This is a genomic window from Leptotrichia rugosa (genome assembly GCF_041200005.1).
Lineage (GTDB): Bacteria > Fusobacteriota > Fusobacteriia > Fusobacteriales > Leptotrichiaceae > Leptotrichia > Leptotrichia rugosa.
This window is the reverse complement of record NZ_CP165644.1, coordinates 458,912-480,565: the sequence shown is the minus strand read 5'-3', so window position 1 is coordinate 480,565 and position 21,654 is coordinate 458,912. Positions and strand designations below refer to the sequence as shown.

At 28.7% G+C, this 21,654-nt stretch carries 24 protein-coding genes and 1 pseudogene; 16 read left to right on the top strand and 9 right to left on the bottom strand.

Annotation, left to right across the window (positions count from 1 at the left end; translation table 11 throughout):
- Position 1: 1 nt before the first annotated feature.
- The gene (locus AB8B22_RS02390; RefSeq protein ID WP_369711516.1) at positions 2 to 445 is read left to right on the top strand and encodes a DUF2335 domain-containing protein; all 444 of its coding nucleotides are present in this window, start codon (positions 2 to 4) and stop codon (positions 443 to 445) included.
- A gap of 1,124 nt (positions 446 to 1,569) precedes the next feature.
- Here AB8B22_RS02390 and AB8B22_RS02385 read toward each other — a convergent pair.
- Positions 1,570 to 2,112, bottom strand: coding sequence for a helix-turn-helix domain-containing protein (locus tag AB8B22_RS02385; protein ID WP_369711515.1), 543 nt, complete (start codon positions 2,110 to 2,112; stop codon positions 1,570 to 1,572).
- A 154-nt stretch (positions 2,113 to 2,266) separates the two neighbouring features.
- Here AB8B22_RS02385 and AB8B22_RS02380 point away from each other — a divergent pair, with 154 nt between their 5' ends.
- The 13 genes from AB8B22_RS02380 to AB8B22_RS02320 all read left to right on the top strand — a co-directional run bounded on the left by AB8B22_RS02380 (position 2,267) and on the right by AB8B22_RS02320 (position 10,871).
- Positions 2,267 to 2,473, top strand: coding sequence for a helix-turn-helix domain-containing protein (locus tag AB8B22_RS02380; RefSeq protein ID WP_369711514.1), 207 nt, complete (start codon positions 2,267 to 2,269; stop codon positions 2,471 to 2,473).
- A 16-nt stretch (positions 2,474 to 2,489) separates the two neighbouring features.
- Entirely contained in the window at positions 2,490 to 2,693 is a 204-nt protein-coding gene (locus AB8B22_RS02375; protein WP_369711513.1) for a DUF739 family protein, read from the top strand.
- A 50-nt stretch (positions 2,694 to 2,743) separates the two neighbouring features.
- A complete protein-coding gene (locus AB8B22_RS02370; RefSeq protein WP_369711512.1) occupies positions 2,744 to 3,577 on the top strand; it encodes an ORF6N domain-containing protein in 834 nt (277 codons plus the stop codon).
- Positions 3,578 to 3,663: 86 nt separating this feature from the next.
- A complete protein-coding gene (locus AB8B22_RS02365; RefSeq protein WP_369711511.1) occupies positions 3,664 to 4,422 on the top strand; it encodes a hypothetical protein in 759 nt (252 codons plus the stop codon).
- A 159-nt stretch (positions 4,423 to 4,581) separates the two neighbouring features.
- Entirely contained in the window at positions 4,582 to 4,755 is a 174-nt protein-coding gene (locus AB8B22_RS02360; RefSeq protein ID WP_369711510.1) for a hypothetical protein, read from the top strand.
- Positions 4,756 to 5,184: 429 nt separating this feature from the next.
- Positions 5,185 to 6,090: a Rha family transcriptional regulator gene (locus AB8B22_RS02355; RefSeq protein ID WP_369711509.1), complete on the top strand. Its 906-nt coding sequence runs from the start codon at positions 5,185 to 5,187 to the stop codon at positions 6,088 to 6,090.
- Positions 6,091 to 6,154: 64 nt separating this feature from the next.
- Positions 6,155 to 6,478, top strand: coding sequence for a hypothetical protein (locus AB8B22_RS02350; protein WP_369711508.1), 324 nt, complete (start codon positions 6,155 to 6,157; stop codon positions 6,476 to 6,478).
- 14 nt (positions 6,479 to 6,492) lie between these two features.
- Positions 6,493 to 6,741 (top strand): hypothetical protein, encoded by a 249-nt coding sequence (locus tag AB8B22_RS02345; RefSeq protein ID WP_369711507.1) that lies wholly within the window; start codon positions 6,493 to 6,495, stop codon positions 6,739 to 6,741.
- Positions 6,719 to 7,480, top strand: a complete 762-nt coding sequence (locus AB8B22_RS02340; RefSeq protein WP_369711506.1) for a hypothetical protein — start codon at positions 6,719 to 6,721, stop codon at positions 7,478 to 7,480. The genes AB8B22_RS02345 and AB8B22_RS02340 overlap by 23 nt, the downstream gene beginning before the upstream one ends.
- A 218-nt stretch (positions 7,481 to 7,698) precedes the next feature.
- Positions 7,699 to 8,280 (top strand): hypothetical protein, encoded by a 582-nt coding sequence (locus tag AB8B22_RS02335; protein WP_369711505.1) that lies wholly within the window; start codon positions 7,699 to 7,701, stop codon positions 8,278 to 8,280.
- Between the two features lie 14 nt (positions 8,281 to 8,294).
- Complete coding sequence (locus AB8B22_RS02330) at positions 8,295 to 8,450, top strand: hypothetical protein (RefSeq protein WP_369711504.1); 156 nt, start codon at positions 8,295 to 8,297, stop codon at positions 8,448 to 8,450.
- Positions 8,451 to 8,874: 424 nt separating this feature from the next.
- Positions 8,875 to 9,606 carry a protein rep gene (locus AB8B22_RS02325; RefSeq protein ID WP_369711503.1) on the top strand — a complete coding sequence of 244 codons (732 nt, stop codon included), beginning with the start codon at positions 8,875 to 8,877 and terminating at the stop codon, positions 9,604 to 9,606.
- A gap of 194 nt (positions 9,607 to 9,800) precedes the next feature.
- On the top strand, positions 9,801 to 10,871 hold the full coding sequence (locus AB8B22_RS02320; protein ID WP_369711502.1) for a tyrosine-type recombinase/integrase: 1,071 nt from the start codon (positions 9,801 to 9,803) through the stop codon (positions 10,869 to 10,871).
- A 341-nt stretch (positions 10,872 to 11,212) separates the two neighbouring features.
- On the opposite strand, the gene AB8B22_RS02315 is transcribed toward AB8B22_RS02320, so the two are convergent.
- The 3 genes and pseudogenes from AB8B22_RS02315 to AB8B22_RS02305 all read right to left on the bottom strand — a co-directional run bounded on the left by AB8B22_RS02315 (position 11,213) and on the right by AB8B22_RS02305 (position 13,815).
- Positions 11,213 to 11,395: a FeoB-associated Cys-rich membrane protein gene (locus AB8B22_RS02315; RefSeq protein ID WP_237048657.1), complete on the bottom strand. Its 183-nt coding sequence runs from the start codon at positions 11,393 to 11,395 to the stop codon at positions 11,213 to 11,215.
- Positions 11,396 to 11,410: 15 nt separating this feature from the next.
- Positions 11,411 to 13,597: pseudogene (gene feoB, locus AB8B22_RS02310) on the bottom strand (ferrous iron transport protein B).
- Positions 13,594 to 13,815 (bottom strand): FeoA family protein, encoded by a 222-nt coding sequence (locus AB8B22_RS02305; protein WP_369711501.1) that lies wholly within the window; start codon positions 13,813 to 13,815, stop codon positions 13,594 to 13,596. Before AB8B22_RS02305 ends, feoB begins: the two are co-directional and overlap by 4 nt.
- A gap of 306 nt (positions 13,816 to 14,121) precedes the next feature.
- Between AB8B22_RS02305 and AB8B22_RS02300 the strand changes: the two genes are divergently transcribed.
- On the top strand, positions 14,122 to 15,543 hold the full coding sequence (locus tag AB8B22_RS02300) for a phospholipase D-like domain-containing protein (RefSeq protein ID WP_369711500.1): 1,422 nt from the start codon (positions 14,122 to 14,124) through the stop codon (positions 15,541 to 15,543).
- 54 nt (positions 15,544 to 15,597) lie between these two features.
- Here the strand turns inward: AB8B22_RS02300 and AB8B22_RS02295 are convergent, their stop codons facing one another.
- The 4 genes from AB8B22_RS02295 to AB8B22_RS02280 all read right to left on the bottom strand — a co-directional run bounded on the left by AB8B22_RS02295 (position 15,598) and on the right by AB8B22_RS02280 (position 19,216).
- Positions 15,598 to 17,940, bottom strand: coding sequence for a chromosome segregation protein SMC (locus tag AB8B22_RS02295; RefSeq protein WP_369711499.1), 2,343 nt, complete (start codon positions 17,938 to 17,940; stop codon positions 15,598 to 15,600).
- The gene (locus AB8B22_RS02290) at positions 17,928 to 18,104 is read right to left on the bottom strand and encodes a hypothetical protein (RefSeq protein ID WP_369711498.1); all 177 of its coding nucleotides are present in this window, start codon (positions 18,102 to 18,104) and stop codon (positions 17,928 to 17,930) included. Before AB8B22_RS02290 ends, AB8B22_RS02295 begins: the two co-directional genes overlap by 13 nt.
- On the bottom strand, positions 18,095 to 18,223 hold the full coding sequence (locus AB8B22_RS02285; RefSeq protein ID WP_369711497.1) for a hypothetical protein: 129 nt from the start codon (positions 18,221 to 18,223) through the stop codon (positions 18,095 to 18,097). Before AB8B22_RS02285 ends, AB8B22_RS02290 begins: the two co-directional genes overlap by 10 nt.
- A 105-nt stretch (positions 18,224 to 18,328) precedes the next feature.
- A complete protein-coding gene (locus tag AB8B22_RS02280) occupies positions 18,329 to 19,216 on the bottom strand; it encodes an AAA family ATPase (protein ID WP_369711496.1) in 888 nt (295 codons plus the stop codon).
- 233 nt (positions 19,217 to 19,449) lie between these two features.
- Between AB8B22_RS02280 and AB8B22_RS02275 the strand changes: the two genes are divergently transcribed.
- Positions 19,450 to 20,445, top strand: coding sequence for a DNA polymerase III subunit delta (locus AB8B22_RS02275; RefSeq protein ID WP_094079127.1), 996 nt, complete (start codon positions 19,450 to 19,452; stop codon positions 20,443 to 20,445).
- 449 nt (positions 20,446 to 20,894) lie between these two features.
- On the opposite strand, the gene AB8B22_RS02270 is transcribed toward AB8B22_RS02275, so the two are convergent.
- Positions 20,895 to 21,653 carry an amino acid ABC transporter ATP-binding protein gene (locus AB8B22_RS02270; protein WP_369711495.1) on the bottom strand — a complete coding sequence of 253 codons (759 nt, stop codon included), beginning with the start codon at positions 21,651 to 21,653 and terminating at the stop codon, positions 20,895 to 20,897.
- Position 21,654 lies beyond the last annotated feature (1 nt).

Sequence of the window (21,654 nt, the reverse complement as noted above, 5' to 3'; positions counted from 1 at the left end):
AATGGTAAAAAGAAATAAAAAGCAAGTAACAAAAGCCCCTAAAAATCACAAAACAGAAACACAGATCCAAAGTGTCTCTATACGTTCAGCACCGATACCCACTTATCAGGAATTACAAGGGTACGAAAATATTGAAAAGGGGTTAGCCAGCAGGATTGTGGCAATGGCAGAACGACAACAGAAAAACAGGCAAAAGATAGAAATGCAGGAATCACAAACATTTCAAAGGAATCAAGAAAAACTTGTAAATGGTGCAATAGTTTCAAAAATCCTAGGGCAGATAATTGGCGGTATTGCTGTTTTATCGGCTATAATTGGCGGTATATATCTTTTAAGCATAGGCAAAAGCCTTGAGGGTTATACCTCTATGATTGGGGCTATTGGAATGTTAGCCGTTTCATTAGGGTTAAGAAATAAAGACAAAGGCAATAAAGAAAAAGAATAACGAGTATATTAACTTAAATCGTAGTTATTGGATTAACTGCGATTTTTTTATAAAAAAAATAAAATCCTAAAAAGGTACTGTGAGAGAATTTTGAGCGTTACGGGTCTGGCGAGAGCCCGACTTGTGTAAATTTTTTGTTAAATTTATCAATTTTGTCGTTTCGCCTTTTAGATGAATTATTATTAAAAACCTAGTAAAAATAATATGTTAAAAGAATTTCAAAAAACAGTTTTTAGGAAATGTGACAAAAAATAAAGCGATTTAAGAACATTTTCCACTTTAGCCATAGTTTTATACCAAAAATAAAATTATAAAGCGTGAGTGGAATGCTAGATACCTTAGAATTGATTTTAAGAATAAATGTTGAAATGTAAAATATAAAAAATTCACTCCAAAAAATTATGGAGTCAAATTATAAAAGCTGGTGCGGAAAATTTCCGTATCAGATTCAACAAGTAAAAAAATACTACAAATTACTACATAAATACGACGCCTTTAATTTAAGGTATCGCATTTGGGTTGGCTAAAATTTTAGCCGTCATATTTCAGGACAACTCAAATTTGAATAGTCATATTTTTACTAGGCTGAAAAATTAGCCGACCTGAAAAATCAGTTGGGCGGGAACTTCCGCTTAATTTATAATTATCCTATCTTTTTCATAAAGATGAACCTATTACTCAAAATTAAGTAAGAGCTACTAGACAAAAAAGATTTTAGCAGAATCCAAAATACAATGTAAATTTAAAAAATCGTAAGTTTACAAACTTAAGTTAAGTTTAAGCAGGGAATTTATCAAATAAATGAATTAAAAGCGTATATGGGCTTGTATTTAGCTTATATGGGATTTTATTTTGCATAATAGCCCCTAACTTGACATAGACCATAAAAAATTAAAAAGGGTATATTTCTATACCCTGAACAATAATCGAAAAAATATTATAATAGATTTGTATTATATTTATAAAAATACATTACTGTTAAATTATACTAAATTTTACTAAAAAAATCAAAAGGCCCTTTAATATTCTTTTCTTAAAATTAATAGCAACCGATATGTAATAGTGCTAATCTTATCAAATCTAAAATTTTAGAATGACAGGAAAATAATTTATATTTTTATAATTTAATCGGAATCCTTTTTATCATTTGTAAAAATTTTCTCAAATTTCTTATTTCTGTTATCACACATATCAAAACCTTTATCATAGGCTCTCATATAAGTTGTTAAAGTGGACATCAAGAAATTCAGGGTATCTTTACCAATTTTTTCGATAATATCATCATCTATATTTAAAATATCAATTTTTGAATAAGCGTTACCTGTTATATGATAGGTATTTTCTTTATTTAAAATCTTTTTTATTTCAACTTCATCTAAAGATAAAAGTAAATTAAGTGCTTTAAAAATAGTTTCTTTTTTTGTTCTCTTTTTCTCTTTTTCTATTTCTACAAAAAAATCAAAGCTATCGTTATCATTTTCTATTAATTCCTTTGGATTTATATGGAATTTTTCACTTAAATTATATAAAAATTCATTACTGGGTTTAGTTATTCCATATTCGTATTTTTGTAAAGTTGAATAAGACACGCCAAGATAACCAGCAAACTCTTTTTGTGAAAATTCATTTTCTATTCGTATTTTTTTTATCTTATCTTTTATATCCATTTTTCCAACCGCCTTTATGCTTTTTGATATATTAAATATATCATAAATTAATAAAAAAGAAAATATTTTTATAAAAAATTATTGACACTTACTTAAATAAGTGATATTATTTAATCACTCAAATGAGTAAGTTTAAATTTTAGGAGTGATAAAAATGATAAACAAACGATTATTAAAGTCAAAAATGGTGCTTGAGGACAAAACACAAAATGATATAGCGAAATTATTCGGTTTTTCAATACCCTCAATAAACAAAAGATTTAATGGAAAAGTTAAGTTCAAACCAGATGAGATAAAAAAAATTAAAGAGTATTTGAAATTAACCAATGATGAAGTAGTAGAAATCTTTATAAACGAATAAAGGAGAGTGAAAAGAAATGATACAAAAGAACATTTTAAAATCAAAATTATCATTAAGAGAGAGAACACAAAGAGATTTAGCAAAGGCTTTGGGATTGTCCGAAGTAAGCACGAATAAAAAAGTAAACGGAACAATTAAGTTCAGTTTAAACGAAGTGAAAAAGATTAAAGAGTATTTGAATTTAACTAATGATGAAGTTGTTGAAATCTTTTTAGTATAAAATTATGAAACAAAAAATAAATTTTAATATTAGAAATGGAGTGATAAAAGATGAATGAACTTGTAATATTAACAGGAAGTAACAGAATTGTAATTAACGGGATTGAGATTGAAACGAAAGAATATAAAGGGCAAAGAGTGATAACGGCTTATGATATAGCGAAATTACACAAAAGAGAGCCAAAAAGAGTAAATGAACAATTTGAGAGAAATATTAATAAATTTATACTTGGAAAAGATTATTTTATATTGAATCGTGATGAAATTTTAAAGTCGCAATTTGCGACCGCCTTTTCAAAATACAGTAATAATCCTTTTGAAAGACTGTATACCGAAAGGGGATATATAAAACTAACCAAGACATTTACAGATGAATTAAGTTGGAAAATCCAAGATATGCTAATTGAAAGTTATTTCATTGTAAAAACTGGACAGATTCAGCCAAGACAACTGACGAAAATAGAAGTATTGCAAATGGCACTTATAACAGAACTTGAAAACGAAAAGTTAAGAAATGAGAACCAAGCGAAAGATGAAATAATAAAGGGGATTAATGGAGAACTAGAACTATATCAATTGGCAGACATTATAAACCGCATATTAAGAGCAGGTGGGGGGAATTATGGGCTAAGATATAATGAAGTTTATAGAGTATTTAGAGAACAAAAGCACATTGATTTAAAAATCAGAATGAACAACTGCAACAAAACGGTTAAAGCAAAAAATCGTTTTAAAAGTGTGCTTGAGTATGCTTTGGCTAATGGTTACGGTAAAGACCTGCTAAAAATAGTGATTAGACTATATCCTGAAAGTGTAAAAATTGTAAGGGACGGAATCAAGAAAAATACAGGGCTAGGGAATAATGAAGTTTTATTATTGAACTAGATCCGAAAGCGAAAGTTTCCGCCGTCGTATTTTTCCCCATAAGTGGAGAAAGTAAAATATAAAATTTAAGATAGGAGTGAATGAGAATGAATGAATTAGTAACAAAAACAGAAAAGGAAACAATCACAAGCTTGGAATTGCTGGAAAAGATTAATGAATTTAGAGAAAAAGAGTACAAGGAAAAAGAGAAAGCGGGAACATTGACAAAAGCAGAAAAGAAAAGGGGACATTTTGTAGAAATGGAACATAGGAAATTAAAACGTATCATTTTACAGGAATTTAACGCGGAAAATATTTTCCCCGTTGAATATATAGACAAAAAGGGAGAAAAAAGAGAAATGTTTGAACTAACATTTAGACAAGCTATAAGAGTGGCAAGCCGTGAAAGTATAATTGTACGAGATAAAGTATTTAGATATATCGAGTATTTAGAAAATGAACTTAAAAAAGCACTAGAACGTGAAAGGTTACAAGTTAGAGCAATGGGGAAAGCACTTAGAAATTTAGAGACTAACACAATACAAAGGCTACTGGAATACGGGAATATACCAAAGAAAAAATGGAAGTTGTATTTTGCAAACTACACAATGATAGCATACAGGATAATGGGATATAAGAAAAAGCCTGAAAGAGATGAAATGAACGCACAGGAATTAAGTTTATTGCAACAGCTGGAGACAGTTATAAACGTTACAATCATTGAAAATATATCTAAGAACGTGCCACATTACTTGATATATCAGGACTGCAAGGACAAGGCAACGGAAGTATTTAGGAAAGTACGGAGCTTGTTTATAAGCGAAGTGGACAGGATAACGCAAAAAGGATTTGAATTAATGGAATAGGAGCATTTGGGCCTGCCGAAAACAAGGACAATCACAATCAAATAGCATACTTGAGAAGTTTGTAATGTAATTTATAAAAAAATGTAAATTATAACTTGACAGGTTAGTCCTTATGTAGTATAATCATAATGTAAGGACTAAACAGAAAGGAAAATAATTATGAAAACAGTCAGAAATGCAAAGGTTATTTTCAGTAAAATGGGAAATGGAAAAGGTGTGAGAGTAAACCTATCAGTACCATTGTTAAAATCATTGGGAATTGATGAGAATAATCGTGATGTATTAGTTGAATATGATGACGAAACTAAAACAGTTATCATAAAAAAATCATAAAAAAACGTCCTTCATACTCCTTACGAATACAAAGAACGTTGTAGTATAATACTACCATAGCAAGTAAATTATACTACAAACTTCTCAAAAATGCAAAGAAATTTGTAGTATTTTTTTATACCAAAATTTCCAAAACAATTATAGCACATATCAGAAAACAAGTAAATAGGCATATATAATACATTTCTAGGCGATAAGAAAATACACAAATAAATTTGATTGTTAGGTTAAGCGTTGGGCTTAATAATTTTTTGATACATCGAAAACGGAGATACACAGAAAATTTAATATTGAAATGGAGTGGTAAGGAATGAAACACAAATTTGAAGCCATAGGAATGGTAAACAAAAACAGCGACAAGGCAAGGGAAAAGACCCGAAACAAGATGATTAACAGAATAAAAAGAATGATTAAGGGAGTGAAATAATTATGGAAATGATTAAGGTAAACGTGGAAAATGTAAATGGAATTTTAGTAACAACAAGTAACAGAGTGGCGAAAGAATTGGGAGTAAGTCATAAACATTTATTAGAAAAAATTGAGGGTTATATTGAAAAATTTACGAAAGCCGAAGTTTCGGCTCTCGGAGAAAATACTGGAAATATATCGAAAACGGAATCTTCCGTTCTCGGAGAAAATACTGGGAATATTGCGAAACCTGAAAGTTTAGGTTTCGGAGGAAACCTTGATTTTACTGAGTTTTATATACCTAGTTCATACAAAGTTAAAGGGAATTTTAAAAGCTACAAAAATTACTTAATCACACAAAAAGGAATTGCACAACTGATTGGAGGATATAATGCGTCAGTACCAATTGCCTTTATTTTGAATGTGGCATATATCAATGAATTTGAGAGAATGAGAAAAGAATTACAGGGCAAAAGACCAATGACTAGAAAAATGGAAAGCATAAGAAAAGAAATAACGCTGAATAACAAACTAACTTATCACGGTGTACCTATATTAATCACAAGGCAATTAAACAAGCTGGTTGGATATGATATAAGTCTTAAATTATCGACAGTCAAAGGCAGAAGTGTATTAAGAAATGAAGAAATAAAATCATTGAAAAGAGAAAACGCCATTTTAAGTAATCAATTAACATACACAGCAATATACTATCAGAAAAATTTAGAGGAATTACTCAAAAAAATAAAGGAATTAAGGGCATTTAAGGACGAAATAACAGAATACTTTATAAGCAATGAAATAGAAACAAGGCTACAGCAGGATAGCAACAATATAGAAATAGCATTAAAGCTACTGGATAACATAACAGATACAGCAGTAAAAGAGAGAATATCAATAGGGATATTGGAGAAAATGGGATATTAATTGAACCTCCCTGAAATTTCAGGGGACCGGAATCAAAATAAATGAAAATAGGAGAACGGAATAAATGGAAAAGAAAATAAGACAAGAAATATTAGGCGACAAGGCAGATGAGATAAGGGAAGAAATATGGCAAAAAGAGAGATATGCGGAACGTGAGAGTTTAAACCTTGCTAAAAATGAAAAAGTAAAAGAAAAATTAATTGAACTGTTTACAGTTATACAGGTAGCAAGAGAAGAAATAATAACTAAAGAATATCTACAAAAAGTATACAGGGAAAACATCAGTAATATGGATATTGAAAATGTTATACGTGAAAGCATACTTGCAATTGATATATTTACACAGGAAGAAAAAACAATAAAAGAAAGATTGGATAAATTAAATTAAGGAGAGCGGATTAAATGGAAGAAAAAAACAAAGAAATGGAAGAAAGTATAATAGAATGGGCTAATTTTAAATTTGAAGTAGAGAACAAAGAAAAATGGGACATTGTCTTTAATGGACTCGAAAACAATAAAAAGGCAAGTGATTTACTAGTACATTTGATTAATGATGTGCAAAATACATTTTTTAAACTTGGTAAACAAGTGGCAAGAATCGAAAATATAGAAATGGGAGCGGAAAATAATGGAAATGATGAAAAAGAATGAAACAATAACAAGTATAGAACTGGTAAAGAAAATTAATGAATTAAGAGAAAAAGAATACCAGGAGAAAGCAAAAGCAGGACTATTGACAGAAAAGGAAACTTTAAGTGGTAGATATGCAAAATTAAGACATAATGATTTGTTGAAAATCATAAGAAAAGAATTTAAGAACAAAATAGCACAAGGAAAAATTTCCCTTAGCAAATACTTAGATAAAAATAATCGTGAAAGAGAAATGTTTGAACTAACGTTATCACAATCTAAGCAAGTATTATTGAGGGAAAGTGCAACAGTTCGTGAAAAGGTTATCGAATATATCGAATATTTGGAAAATCAAAACAGGCAACTAGAAGAACTGGCAAGGCTACAAGCAAGGGTATTAACTAAAATAACAAGGAACATTGAAACATTGAGCTTAAAAACTTTACTAGAATATGGAAAAATAAAAAAAGAGCGTCAAAAAATATATTATATTCATTATACAAACTTGGCAAGAGATATTGCAGGACTTCCAAAAGGGTTAAAAAGAGATAAATTAACTCAAGGACAACTGGGAATATTGCAACAAGTTGAATTGATAATGACGGCGGCTATAAATGAATGTATGAGTGAGAACATACCTTTTTCACTTATATACAAAGAAGTAAAAGACAGAACAGAAATAAAAGCCAAAGTGTTGTTAAAAGCACTACAAAAGGTTGAGAATGTAGAAAAAGGAATTACTTGGAAAATAGAATATTAAAAATGGGAGTTGAAGAAAATGGAAAATAAAAAAGTGCAGATGAGAGAGCGAAAGAAATAATCGGAAGATTTAAGAAATTAAGTTTGGAACAAATGGAAATGGTGCTAATTCGATTAGGCATACCGACGGAAAGAAAAACAGGAAAATAGCAAAGAGAACAAGGGGTTGAAACAAAAGCCCCTTATTTAATACTAAAATAAAGAAATGGAGCGATTGGAATGAGAAAACTAAAAAAGCAAAGCAAATTTATTATGGAAACAAAAGATATTGAGATGTTAAACAGGGGATTTGAAATTATTGAAAATAATGCCACAGGATTTGATTTAAGAAGCTACAACAGGCAACTAAACAATTTGATAAGGTTATATTTTGAGAAAGTGACAGGAGCGAAAAACGACGCTTATGACTTTACAGATTTTGACAAAAAGCAGGATTTAGAAAATGCAAAAGAATTGACATTGATTAATGTTGTGTATGAAAAAGCGCTAATGGTGTGTAAACTTGGATTCTGCTTGAATATTGAAAAAGATATTGAGTGGGAAACAGAATATAAAATGATTAAAGCGATACCGTTTTTGGAGAAATTAATAAAATATAAAATGGAGAAATACGGAAACAAGATATTAGGAGATATGGGGCTTGAAATTAAAGGAAGAACAAGCGATGGCGGAGTAATAACGCAACAAAAGGAAAATGCGACGGCAGAAGAAATTCAAAAAGGCGAAGAAATATTTAAAGATTTGAAAAAAAGTGGCGATGTAATTATTTTGTCAAACAATACAGATGGCAAGATTAATTAAAGGGGGTATTTATAATGAAACTAGAGCCAATGGTAAGGGTAAGATGTGAAAATTGCGGAGCAGTATTATTTGAAATAAGAAAAAGCCAATATAAATACGCTTTTATGGCAAGATGTGACAAATGCAGAAAACTTAATAAAGGAATTTTAAGCGACAAAAAATCAAAATAATCAATTTTAAAGCCCTGTGAGATAAAAAGTAATCAAAGGTAATTAAATAACACTAAAATTTAAAATATCAATCGTGTGATTGAGATATGAAGAAATTAGAGCCATATTTAATATAAATTGCAAACAAGAATTTTAAAAATACAAATTTATAAAATATGGTATTTTAATTTCTCAAAATCATTTAAACGCTACGATGGGATTAGTATTAAAATTTATAGAAAAAATAATTAAATATATTGAGTAAAAAAAATGCGTTAAAAAAAATTATTTCTTCTTATAGTATATTCGGGGTATTTAAATGACTATTCAAAAATAGATACAAAGCCATTAATAATAAGCAATTGATAACATTTTTTGATGTTACTTTTTAGATAAAATGTAAACAAAGTCAATAAAAATGGTAGTTAGGTGGTAAAAATGTAAAATGGAAAAAATTTTAATAAAAGAACTAGAAATATTAGAAAAAGAATTAAACAAAAAAGATTTTGAAATAGTATTGGAATGTGTAAACAACTATATTTTAAATAGAAATGGAGTGGAAATGAGAAGAAAATGTGATAAAAGATGTTGTCCCGTATGTTCAACAAGACTAAAAATACAAGAATATAAAAAAATATTGAAAAAATTGGAAGAATACAACTCAATATTATTTTTAACATTGAATGGAAAAAATTTAACAGAGAATTACGAAAAAGAATTAAAAAAAATAAAGAGCCAGTTTAATAAAATAAAGAAATTAAAAGAACTGGACAAAATAACATTAGGATATGTGAGAGTGGTTGAAATAAAAGGAGATAACGGGATATTTAAGCCACATATACATACAATTTTGGTTGTAAAAGATGGTTACAAAATGATATGGAGCAGACAAAAGACAGGTATTAAAGAAATACGGAAGAAAATAGAAAAGAAATGGGGTGAATATAATGGAAATGGCGAAAAAAACTTAACAGATTTAAGAGCAGTGGGAAAAACCAAAAAAGATAAAGAAAATTTAGTCAGGTATTTAACTGGAAATCTTGAAAAGCAAATGTTCAATATGAACGAATCGGAAATAAGAGCATATTTAAAAACAGTAAAAGGGACAAACAGGGTTTATAGTTATGGTGGAGTGATGAGAAATAAAAAAAGACTTAAAAAAGTCCAAAAACTTTAAAAGTCCAAGATGTAGTTAGGTAACTTAATTATACCACTAGAAAAAGAAATAAGCAACGAAAAAAGAAAAATAAATGAGAATGCAAAAAATAAACGATAAATATTAAATATTATAAAAAATATATTGATTTATTTAAAAAAAGATATTAAAATTATTGGGTAAAGTAAGCCCTTTGATTAGAATGGTGTAAATTTATGAAAAGGAAAAAGAAAGCGAACAAGCAGGGAAGCATAACAAAAACAAAGAAAAGTAAGCCATATTGGGTAAGGGTTACGGATTCAAGAACAGGGAAAAGAAAATCATTGGGAATGTATGAAACTAGAACCAAAGCGCAGGAAGTTTTAAACGCTTATTTAGTCAATCCATATGAGATAGACAACAGTAAAATCATATTTAGCGAAGTATACAACCTATTTATAAAAAATCAAAAAGAGATGGTAAGTAAAGCCACATTGGAAAGTTATCAAAACAGTTACAAGAGATGTGAGCCACTTTATAATTTAATTTTTAGAGAAATAAAGGCCCCACAAATGCAACAAGTCTTAAATAGTTTAAAAATAAGTGTAGCAACAAAGAAAATAACCAAAACTTTTTTAACGACATTATTCAACTATGGTATGGAACTTGAGATAATAGCGATAAATAGAGCGAAATACATTAAATTGCCAAAAGCGGTGGAACAAAAAGACAAGAATATATTTAGCGATTATGAAATAAAGAAACTTTGGGAAAATGTAACATTGCAATGGGTGGATTATATTTTAATAATGATTTATACAGGTATGAGAATAGGCGAACTTGTGGGACTAAAAAAAGAAAACATTGATTTATTGCAAGGATTTATAAACGGCGGAAACAAGACAGAAAAAGGGAAACATAGACAAATACCGATACACAAGGACATATACAGAATTATTGAAAAACTGTATAAAGAAAGTCCAACGGATTATTTGCTATATAACAAAAAATGGATTTTCAAGAAAAAGGAAAAGGAAAACAAGCCACTACGAATTAATTTTTTTCGTGAACATTTTTACAAGACGCTTGAAATGCTAGGAATGAACCACAAGCCACACGACTGTAGAAAAACATTAAGTACCCTTATGAGCAGACAGCAACTTACAACAACAGCTATTACAGATATATTGGGACACGAAAGCATTGAAACTACTAACAAGTTTTATATCAAGACAGACAAGGAAAATTTAAAAGCAGAGATGAACCACATAAAATTTTATACAGATGAGAATGAAACAACGAATTAATGGATTCTAAAAAGGTAACCAACGGAAAAAAATAAATATAAATAAAAATATACGAATGGGCCTTTAATTTGATTGATTGAAAAGAAAAAATTGGTAACCAACGGGTAACCAACGGAAACAATATAAAAAATTTAAGTCGCATAAACACAGGGTTTAAGTTTGTATGTATTTAAAAAGAAAATGAAAAAGTGAAAACACTTCAAAGCCCCATAAACACTAAAAAAAGATATGTTACCCATATGGCAACATATCTAAAAAGGAGTTATGAAGAAAAAAGTTTTCACTTTTTCTATTGGTCATTGATAATTATACACTAACATCATTAGAAACCCTTTTTTTGTTTATTTGTTTTTAGTTTGAATATGACTTTTTTTGGGTCGCCCACAAGTTGAAGTTCCTGAACATCTGCAGCAATCTGTTCCACATAAATTTTTATTTTTTTTATAATCTTTATAAATTTTTCTAAATACTGCAAAAGCTACAAAAAGTGCTATTATTCCAACTATTATTGTTTTTATCATCATAATATTTCCTCTTTTCTAAACTAGTAATCTTGCAATGTTGAAAAATAATGTTGACACCACATATGGCAACACTAACAACATTGACACTTGAAATGCTAATAATTTCCATCCAAATTCTTGTTTTAAAGCTCCCATTGCTACGGCACATGGCACTACCAAAAGGACATACAGCATAAATGAGTATGCTCTTAATTGACCATATTTATCATTCCACAAGCTTCTAATTGCGGGAATGATATTTCCACCTGCATCTTGGTCAAGCTCCTCCTGACTTTTCATTTCCAATGTCGCAATTTTAAAGGTTGCAATATGTCCTAATGATTTTACTGATTCTACTGCTGCTCCTCCCAATCCGACTACTTGATCTTTTAAATCTGATACAAAATTATATTCTTTTTTCTCATCATCTCCTTGAGATAATAAAATTTGTCCTAAAAATCCAACTACCGTTTCTTTTGCAATAATACTTGGCACAATAGAAGCCACAGGTTCCCATCTGTCACCAAAACCAGTTGGCTTGAATACAGGCTGAACAACTTTTGCTGCTTGACCTATGTATGAACTTTCGGCATCTCCTTTATTTGGGAAATATTGGAAAAACCAAATAATTAATAGAATTCCTAAAACTATTGTAGTTGCTTTTTTTATGTAAGAGAAAGTTCTTGATCTCATATTACTCCAGACAGCTTTTGCACCTGGAAGTCTATATGGCGGTAATTCTATAAGTAACTCTGTGTTGTTTCCTTTAAAGTATTTAAATCTTTTTAATATAAAAGCTACCAAAAGAGCCATAAATACACCAAAAACATAGATTGAAACTACAACTAAAGCTGCATTCTTGCTAAAAAACGCTGCTGCAAGCAATGAATAAACTGGCAGTCTTGCTCCACATGACATGAATGTTGCGATAACTCCTGTTAATCTTCTTGTTTTTTCATCTTCCAATGTTCTTGTTGAATAAATTGCTGGAACTGTACATCCAAATCCGATTAGCATTGGGATGAATGCTTTTCCTGAAAGTCCAACTTTTGTCATCATTTTATTTAAAATAAATGCAACACGAGCCATATATCCGCTTTCTTCAAGAATTGCCATAAAGAAGTAAATAAAGAACATAAGTGGAACGAATGTCAATACTGAACCTACACCAGCCAAAATTCCATCAAGTATAAAGCTGCTTAACCAATCTGGCACTCCTTCGATGGCGTGACCTACATATTTTATGACGAAGTCACTGAAGAAACCATCAATCCAGTCAATGAACGGTGAACTTCCATCAAATACAATTACGAAGACAGCATAAATTATAGCGAGAAATGCTATCCCACCGAAAAACTTATTCAAAAGAACTTTGTCAATTTTATCAGTTAATGCAAATTTATCTCCAGTCCCTCTTTTTAGGTTCATTGAGATAATTCCACGCACTATTCCGTATCTTTCTCTTGCCAAAGCATCTTGAGGTTCAAGTCCATAACGATTCTCAATATTTTTCTTTTCAGTTTCTCCAATATTTGAGACACTTACTCCAAATTCAGTTTTCACTCTTGCCGCTACATTAGTGTCATCTTCCAAGATTTTAATTGCTAGCCATTCTACTGGATATTTTTCCAAAACTTTTTCATAAGATTTATCATTTTCCAATTTATCCTTCAAACTTTTAATATTATCTTCGATTTCCTTTTCAAATGGCAATCTATGCTGTATTTTTTTATCTGAAGAATTTTTTTTGTAAAGTTCTACAGATTTTTCCATAAGTTTGTCTACTCCAGCTCCAGATCTTCCACTTGTGAAAATAACTGGCACTCCCAATTGCTTTTCAAATTTTTCTATATCTAATTGATAGCCAATTCTTTTAAATTCATCTTCAAAGTTAAGTGCCATCACAACTGGAATATCAAGTTCCTTTAATAAAGCTGTCAAATAAATATTTTTTTCAAGTGATGTGGAATCTAGTACATTAATTATCACATCAACTTTTTCATCCAGCAAAAAATCTCTTGAAACCCTCTCTTCTGCTGTACTCATTGATAAATTGTAAATTCAAATCAATTAATTTTACATCTTCATCTCCAACTGAAAAAAATACTTCTTTTTTCAATTGTTACCCTACTAGTTTCCCATTTTTAGACTTGCATGTGAAATTTGATTTATTAACGCTGTTTTTCCGACATTTGGGTTTCCGACAAATGCTATATTTATCATTCTACCACCTCAATCTCTACCTTTTCTGCCAAATTTTCACTGAGCACGATTTTAGTTTCTACTGTTTTAATCAGAATATTCCCATTTGCAATATTTTCAATTTTGCAGATATCACCCCTACAAACTCCTAAACTAAGTAATCTCGTGTCAAGTTTTTTTTCAATAATGTCTTTTAAAAAAAACTTGTCCCCCACTTTTCCTTGCGATAAAGTCATCATAATCACTCCTCTAAAATACAAATTAATTTCTCTAAAATAATTTTATCTTCAAAATATAAATTACTTGTTTAATATTATATTTTGCTTATCAAAACTATTTTATACTTTTTTTGAAATTTTTGCAAGTATTTTTAAATAAAATATATATTTAATTATAAAAATATAATAGCCTAAATTTTTTGAGGATAAAATATTTTTTACTCAAATTTTTTTATCATTAAAATTTTTATTTTATTAAAAAATATTGATTTTTATAGAAAATAATTGTATTATTAAACAACGATTATAAAGAAGGAGAATTTTTTTATGCAGAAAAAAAAAATTTTTTTAATTTTACTTATTTTTCTGTCAATATTTTCGTGCAAAAGTTATGAAAAAATGGGACTCCAGACCAAAACTACCGTTTACAATGCCGACAATGTTGACTTTTACTACGATTTGACTTACAAAAAAGATGGCGCAACACACTACGAAAGACAAATTTGGGATCAGGCTTATGATATTTTGGACAACGCTCATGACTTCTTTCTTATGGATATTTTTGTTTTTAACGATTGGGTTGGAAAAGGTGTGGAAGAAAAATTGCATCCGCTTCCAATCGCTGAAGAATTTGCACAAAAAATTCTAGAAAAAAAGAAAAGAGAGCCAAATGTTGAAATTTATTTGATACTTGATGAGAGTAATACCTTTTATGGCGCATTTGACAATCCAACACACAAAAAATTGGAAGAAGCTGGAGTAAAAATAGGTTATGTTGATTTAGCAAAATTGCGTGATCCGCTGCACTTGTATTCAGCACCTTGGCGACTTTTTATAAGACCGTTTGGAAATCCTAAAAATGTTGGAAAAACTAAAAATCCAGTTTATGAAGGAACTGATCCAGTTACGATTAGAAGTATTTTAAGAGCGTTAAATGCCAAAGCTGACCACAGAAAATTGATTATGAACGAAAGCACGGCTATGCTAACTTCTGCAAATCCACATGCCGAAGGGTCAAGACATTCAAATGTGGCTTTTAAATTTTCTTCGCCAATCATTCAAAAAATTTACGACGCGGAAAAGCCAGTTGCAAGAATTACCAAAAAAGATGGAAGCTTAAAACAAAAATTGCCAAATAAAAAACTTGATATCCCAGCTTCTCAAAACGATAAAATTAAATTGCAATATTTTACTGAAGGAGCGACTGGAATTGACATTTCAAAAGAATTGAAAAAGGCGAGATTTGGTGACAAAGTTGTGATAGCGCAGTTCTTTTTGGCGGACAGAAAAATTATTAATGACATAAGAAAAGCCGCTAAAAGAGGCGTAAAATTTGAAATAATCTTAAACAATTCCACAGCCGGACTTCCAAACAAAGCATCCGCTGGAGAACTTATGAAATTTGCACGAAAGCACAATTACGACATCACAGTTAGATTTTACAACAAAGGCGAAGAGATGTATCACGTGAAAATGATGTCTATCTTTAAAAAGGATTATATGATAACTTATGGCGGCTCGACTAACTTTACAAGAAGAAATATGAGAAATTATAATTTAGAAAATGAACTAAAAATAATTTCGAGTTACGATCAAAAAGTTTCAAAACAAATTTCAGATTACTACGACAGACTTTGGACAAATAGAGATGGTGATTTTACTTTGCCGTATGATGAGAATAAAAATGAAGGAGTTTTTAATGATTTGCTTTTTAGATTTATTGAAATGAATGGAATTGGAATTTTTTAAAAAATTATGGGGAATAAAAATTCCCCATTTTTTTATATTAAATATTACATTATATTATACATCAACTGAAACAACTTTAGTTTCCCCAATTTCTTTATTCATCGTAATTCCATAAAGTCTGTGCGAACCTTTCATAGTTTCTTTATTGTGCGTGATTAAGATAAACTGCGATTTATCAGTAAAATTGTGAAGCAATTCCACAATTTTTTTCGTATTTTTTTCATCAAGAGCCGCTTCAATTTCGTCAAAAAAAGTAAAAGGACTCGGTCTGAACATAAAAATTGCCATAATAAACGAAACTGCCAACATTGATTTTTCTCCACCTGACAAAAGTAAAAGCGATTGCTCAGGTTTATTCTTGTATTTTACGCTAAGCTCAAGTCCCGTTGTCAAAATATCTTCAGGGTTTATCAGCTTTATGTTTCCCTTTGCTCCATTCAAAATATTTTCGCACATATATTCAAAATTTTTATTAATTTCTTCGTAAGCGGTTAAAAATTTTACTCGCACCTCATTTTCAATTTCTTCAATAAATTCCAAAAGTGTTTTTCGGCTTTCCACCAAATCTTTTTTTTGATTCACAAGATTTTCATATTCTTTATTTTCACGCTCAAATTTTTCAATTGACGACAAGTCAACTTCCCCAATTTCCGCCCGCCTTTTTTCATTTTTAGAAAGCTCTTTTTTTATTTCCAAAAATTCTTTTTCATTGCTTATCTCAAAATATTCTTCATCTTGCATAACTTTGCTTTCGTCAATTTCGCCAATTTTTTCAGTTTCAAAATTCAAATCTTTTTCATTTTTTTTGATTTTTTCAGATAATTTTTCATTTTCGCTTTGAAACTTAACAATTTCAATTTCTAAATTTTTTAGTTCTCCCAAAATTTCTCGCTCAAACTTTTCAAATTTTTGAATTTCTTCTTCATTTTTTTTAATTTCGGACAAAATATTTTTATTTTCATTTTCATATTTAGAAATTTCATTTTCTTTAGAAAAAATTTCAGAATTTAATTTTTTCTGTAAAATTTCTTTTTCATTTTCAAATTGTACAATATTTTCAATTTCCCTCAAATTTTTTTTGTAGTCGCTGTAAATTTCATCATATCTTTTTTTATTGCCCTCTTTTTTCACTTTCAAAATTTCATAATCTTTATCAACAATATTTAATTTTTGAAAAAATTTTTCAGTATTTTCAATTTTAGAACTCTCAATTTTAAGTTTTTCCAATTTTAAATTATTTTCTTTAATATATTCGTCAATTTTTTTTATTAACTCAAGATTTTGCAAAAGTTTTTTTTCTTTTTCCGAAATAAAATCGTCAATTTGAGAAATTTCATATTCCAAAGTGTCAATCGACCTTTTTTCCCGTGAAAAATTTCCGTTAAAATTATCGTAACTTTTTACGAACTCACTATATTCATTTTGAAATTCTCTAAAATTATTTTGCAACTCCTTTTTCCTTCTGTCAATTTTTTCAGCTTTTTCAAAAATTTTTTCAACTTTTTCATTAAACTCAAAAAACTTTTTTTCTTTTTCCAAAATTTTTTCTTCTAATTTTTTCAATTCTTTTTTTTGAAAAAGAAGCTCATCTCTTCTCTGTGAAAATCCTCCAGTCATTCTTCCACGAGAAGTGATAATATCGCCGTTAAGCGTCACAATTCTGTCACTAAAACCTTTTTTTAAAAGTTCAATTCCAATTTCCAAATTTTGTACAACAACAGAATTTCCATAAACAAACTGAACAACTTTTTCCAAGTTTTTATCAAATTTCACAATATTTCTTGCAAAATCAATTATTCCATTTTGACCTTTCGTATTTGAAACAATGCTTTTTTTCTCACTTTCACTAAATTCGCCAGACAATTTTTTTGAAAAATTTTTCTCAATTTTGGGAAGAAAATTCAAACTTTTAAAAACTTTTATATCGTTCATCGGCAAAAATGAAGCTCTTCCCATTTTTTCTTTTTTCAAAAGTTCAATGCAATTTCGTGCAACTTCAGTATTTTGTGTGACAATATCTTGAAACATTCCGCCTGACAAAGTTTGAATTGCCGCTTCAAAGCCAAAGGGAATTTCAATCAAATTTACAAAAGCTCCTACAACTCCATTTATTTTTTTGTCTAATATGTATTTAATGCTTTTGTTAAAAGTTTCATTGTTTTCAATCGCACTAGAAATCGCATTCTTTTTAATTTTCAAATTTTGAAGCTCAAAATTCATTTTATTTTTATTTTTCACATTTTCCGAATGTTTTTCTCGCAAATTGTCAATTTCACTTGTTAAGCGAGAAATTTCCTTTTCACTTTGCACTTTTTCCTTTTCTTTTTTTTCCTTTTGAAATTCAAATTTTTCTTTTTCTTGAATAAATTTTTCAAAATTCTCTTTTAATTTTTCCATTTGTGAAAAATTTCTTTTTTCTCGTTTTTAGACAAAAAAATCCTTTTTTCCAAATCTTCATTTTCTCCAGCAATTTTTATTTTGTCAATCTCTAAATTAGAATTTTTTCGAGTTCTCTCTTTCAACTCTTTTTCGATTTTTTCACTTCTATTTTTTATTTCCAAAACTTTTTTATAAATTTCTTTTTTTCTTTTTCTTTTTCAAAAAATTGTCTTTCCAAAATTTCTAATTCATTTTTTGAATCATTTAAAATTTTTTCTTTAGAAGAAATTTCAATTTCCAAATCTTTTTTCTTTTCTCTTTTTCCAAAGCCTCAATTTCCAAATTAGAACTTTTATTCAAAATCTTAGAATACTCATCTTTAAGTTTTTCAATTTCGCCAAAATTACTATTTCTCTGTTTTTTTGTAAAACAAGATTTTTTTAGCTTCATCATTTTTTTTGCCAATTTTTTCCGATTCTTCTCGCTTCTCAGACAAATTTTTTTCAAGTTTTTCCAATTTTTCCAAAATTTCACTATTTTTTTCTTCAAACTCATCACGCAAAAATTTTTTTTCATTAATTCCATATTCCAAAATCATAAATTTTTGAGTGTCCATTTTATCAGAAATTTTTTTGTAAAGCCTTGCCTTTTTTTGTTCAATTTTAAGTTCTTCCACTCTTTTTGACAAACTTTTTTCCACATAGTCAATTTTCTCAATTTCATTTTTGACATTTTCAAGTTTTTTCGTAGCTTCTTCCTTCTCATTCTTAGCCTTTTTAACTCCAGCCGCTTCCTCAATTATTTCTCTAAGCTCTTTTGGCGAAGACCCAATTATCCGCTCAACTCGTCCTTGACCAATCACAGAATAAGCCTGTTTTCCAATTCCTGTATCCAAAAACAAGTTGTGAATATCTTTTAGCCGAATTCTTTCGTTATTCAAAAAATATTGATTTTCCCCACTTTTAAAAATTTTCCGAGTGATTTTCACATCTGTAAAATCAATGTCTAAATATTTATCATCGTTGTTGATATAAAGACTAACTTCTGCTTGATTTTTTGCCTTTTTATTTTTTCCTCCAGAAAAAATCACATCTGAACTCTCTTTCGCCCTAATATTTTTATAACTCTGCTCTCCCAAAACCCACAGAATTGCATCCAGAATATTACTTTTTCCACTCCCATTCGGTCCCACAATTGAAGTTATTCCGCTGTCAAACTCAATTACCGTTTTATTTGCAAACGACTTAAAGCCGTTTATCTCCAATGCCTTTAAATACATCGCTTTTCCTTTCAAAAACTTTATTTTTTTAATATCTATAATCTAGTTTTTATTTTATATTATTTTTTTTATTTTATCACAAGTAAAAAAATACTTCAAACTAAAAAGTTAATGTCGCTAAATAATAATTATTGTGATATAATTTTAGAACATAAAGTTAGAATATTAAAATAAAGAAAGAAAGAAAGAAAAATAAAATTAAATAAATAAAATTAAAAAAAATAATAAAAATTTTGAAAAGAGGTAAAATGATTTATTTTATTGGTGGGACAAAATTTAGAGAATTTAAATATTTTGAAATTTTAAATAAATTGAGAGAAAAAAATCCTAATATCTCTGAGAGCTTTTTTGATGCAGAACTTAAGGAAGATGAAAATTTTTTGGAAAAACTTATGACAAATTCTATCTTTTCTTCGCAGGAACTTGTCGTGTTAAAAAGAGCGCAAAAAATAAAAAAATTTGAAACATTTTTGAAAAACATCGCTAATTTGGATATAATAAATAAGCAAATTATTATTGACTATGAAAAAGAAGATGGAAAATTGAATGCCGAGCTAAAAAAAGTTCTTGATAAACTTGAAAAAGATAAAAAAATTAAAAATTTTTTGTTTTTAAAAGACGAAGATATTGAAATACAAAATTATGTTATGCTTGAGCTGAAAATAAATAAAAAAAATGCTAGTTCACTTTTGGAAATGATTGGAACAAATCCTTTTAAAGTAAAAAATGAAATTGAAAAAATAAAAATTTTTTTAGATGGAGAAAAGTTTGATTTAAAAAAACTAAAGAATATTATTTCTATAGAAAAAGAGTATAAAATTTACGAAATAACTAAAGAAATTTTATCAAATAGAATAAATGAAGTTATGAAATATTTGGAGCAAACTAAGGAATATATGGGAGTGCTTTATTCACTGTATAACGAATTGGAAGTTTTATATAAAATAAAAATTTTAAAAAAAGAAGGTAAACAATTTAGCTCTAATTATAACACTTTTAAAATTCAGTTTGAAAAAGTAAAAGAAGCATTTAAAATAAATAACAGAATTCCAAATTCGTATGCTATTTTCAAAAAATTGGAATTAGAGAAAAATTATAGTTTAGAAAGTTTAAAAAAATTGGTATATCGCTCCTGGGAAATTGAAAATTCTATAAAAACTGGAAAAATTGAGATGAGTGCTGGAGTCGAAAGGCTAATAATGCAGATTTCTTCACTTTATAAGATAGACTGTATAATAAAATGAAACAAATTCAAAATAAAATAAAACTCATGATAATTTCGTGTTAAAATGTTAGTAACCACAAAAACATTAACAAAAGGAAATATATCATGAGTTGTAAATATTTTACCATAAATGCGAAAAATAAACCAGAGGTTCTGCTAGAAAAAAAATTACAAAATAAAAGAGAGTTGCTGAGATTTTTAAAAAAAGTCAGGGCTACTATTTATCGGGAAATTAAGAGACTTAAAGGTGAATATTGTACTAAAAAAGCTCAGATAAATGCCAATAATAAAGTCTGTAAAAAAGGCAGAAACTTACAAAATTACTTCTGAATTAAAGTATTTAATAGAGTCCAAGCTTTATAAAATATGGTCGCCAGAACAAATTGCAGAAAGAGAATTGCAATTTATAATATAAAAAAATAAAAACCCCAAAATATTTTATTTAGAGGCTTTTTTTATTTTTTCTAGTTATATTGAATAAATATCCGTTTCACTCTCAGAATATCTTTTCAAAAAATTTTGTAACCTCTTATTTTGAGAATTAACAAAAATTTCTTCAGGCTTTCCTTCTTCTATAATTGTTCCGCTATCCATAAATACTATATAATCAGATACTTCTCTTGCAAACTGCATTTCATGGGTAACAATTATCATTGTCATATTTTCTTTTACCATATCTTTTATAACTTTCAGAACTTCTCCGATAAGTTCAGGATCAAGTGCCGAAGTTGGCTCATCAAGTAAAATTACCTCTGGACTCATTGCAACCGCCCTTGCGATTCCTACCCTTTGCTGCTGTCCTCCAGAAAGCTGATTTGGATAAAATTCGGCTTTATCTTTTAATCCCACTTTTTCAAGCATTTTTAATCCAATTTCTGTTGCTTCATTCCTATTCATTTTTTTTACAATTAAAAGACCTTCAATTACATTTTCCAAAGCAGTTTTATTTTTGAATAAATTATAATTCTGAAAAACCATTGTCGTATTTTTTCTAAGTCTGTTTATATCTTTTTTATTTATTTTGCTCAAGTCAAAAGTTTCGTTTCCAAAAGTTATTGTTCCTGATGAAGCTGTTTCAAGAAAATTAAGGCTTCGTAAAAATGTTGATTTTCCAGATCCACTCGGTCCTATGATGCTTATTACCTGTCCTCTTTCTATTTTAAAGTTTATTCCTTTCAAAACTTCGTTTTTTCCAAAAGACAATTTTAGATTTTCAACCTTTATCATT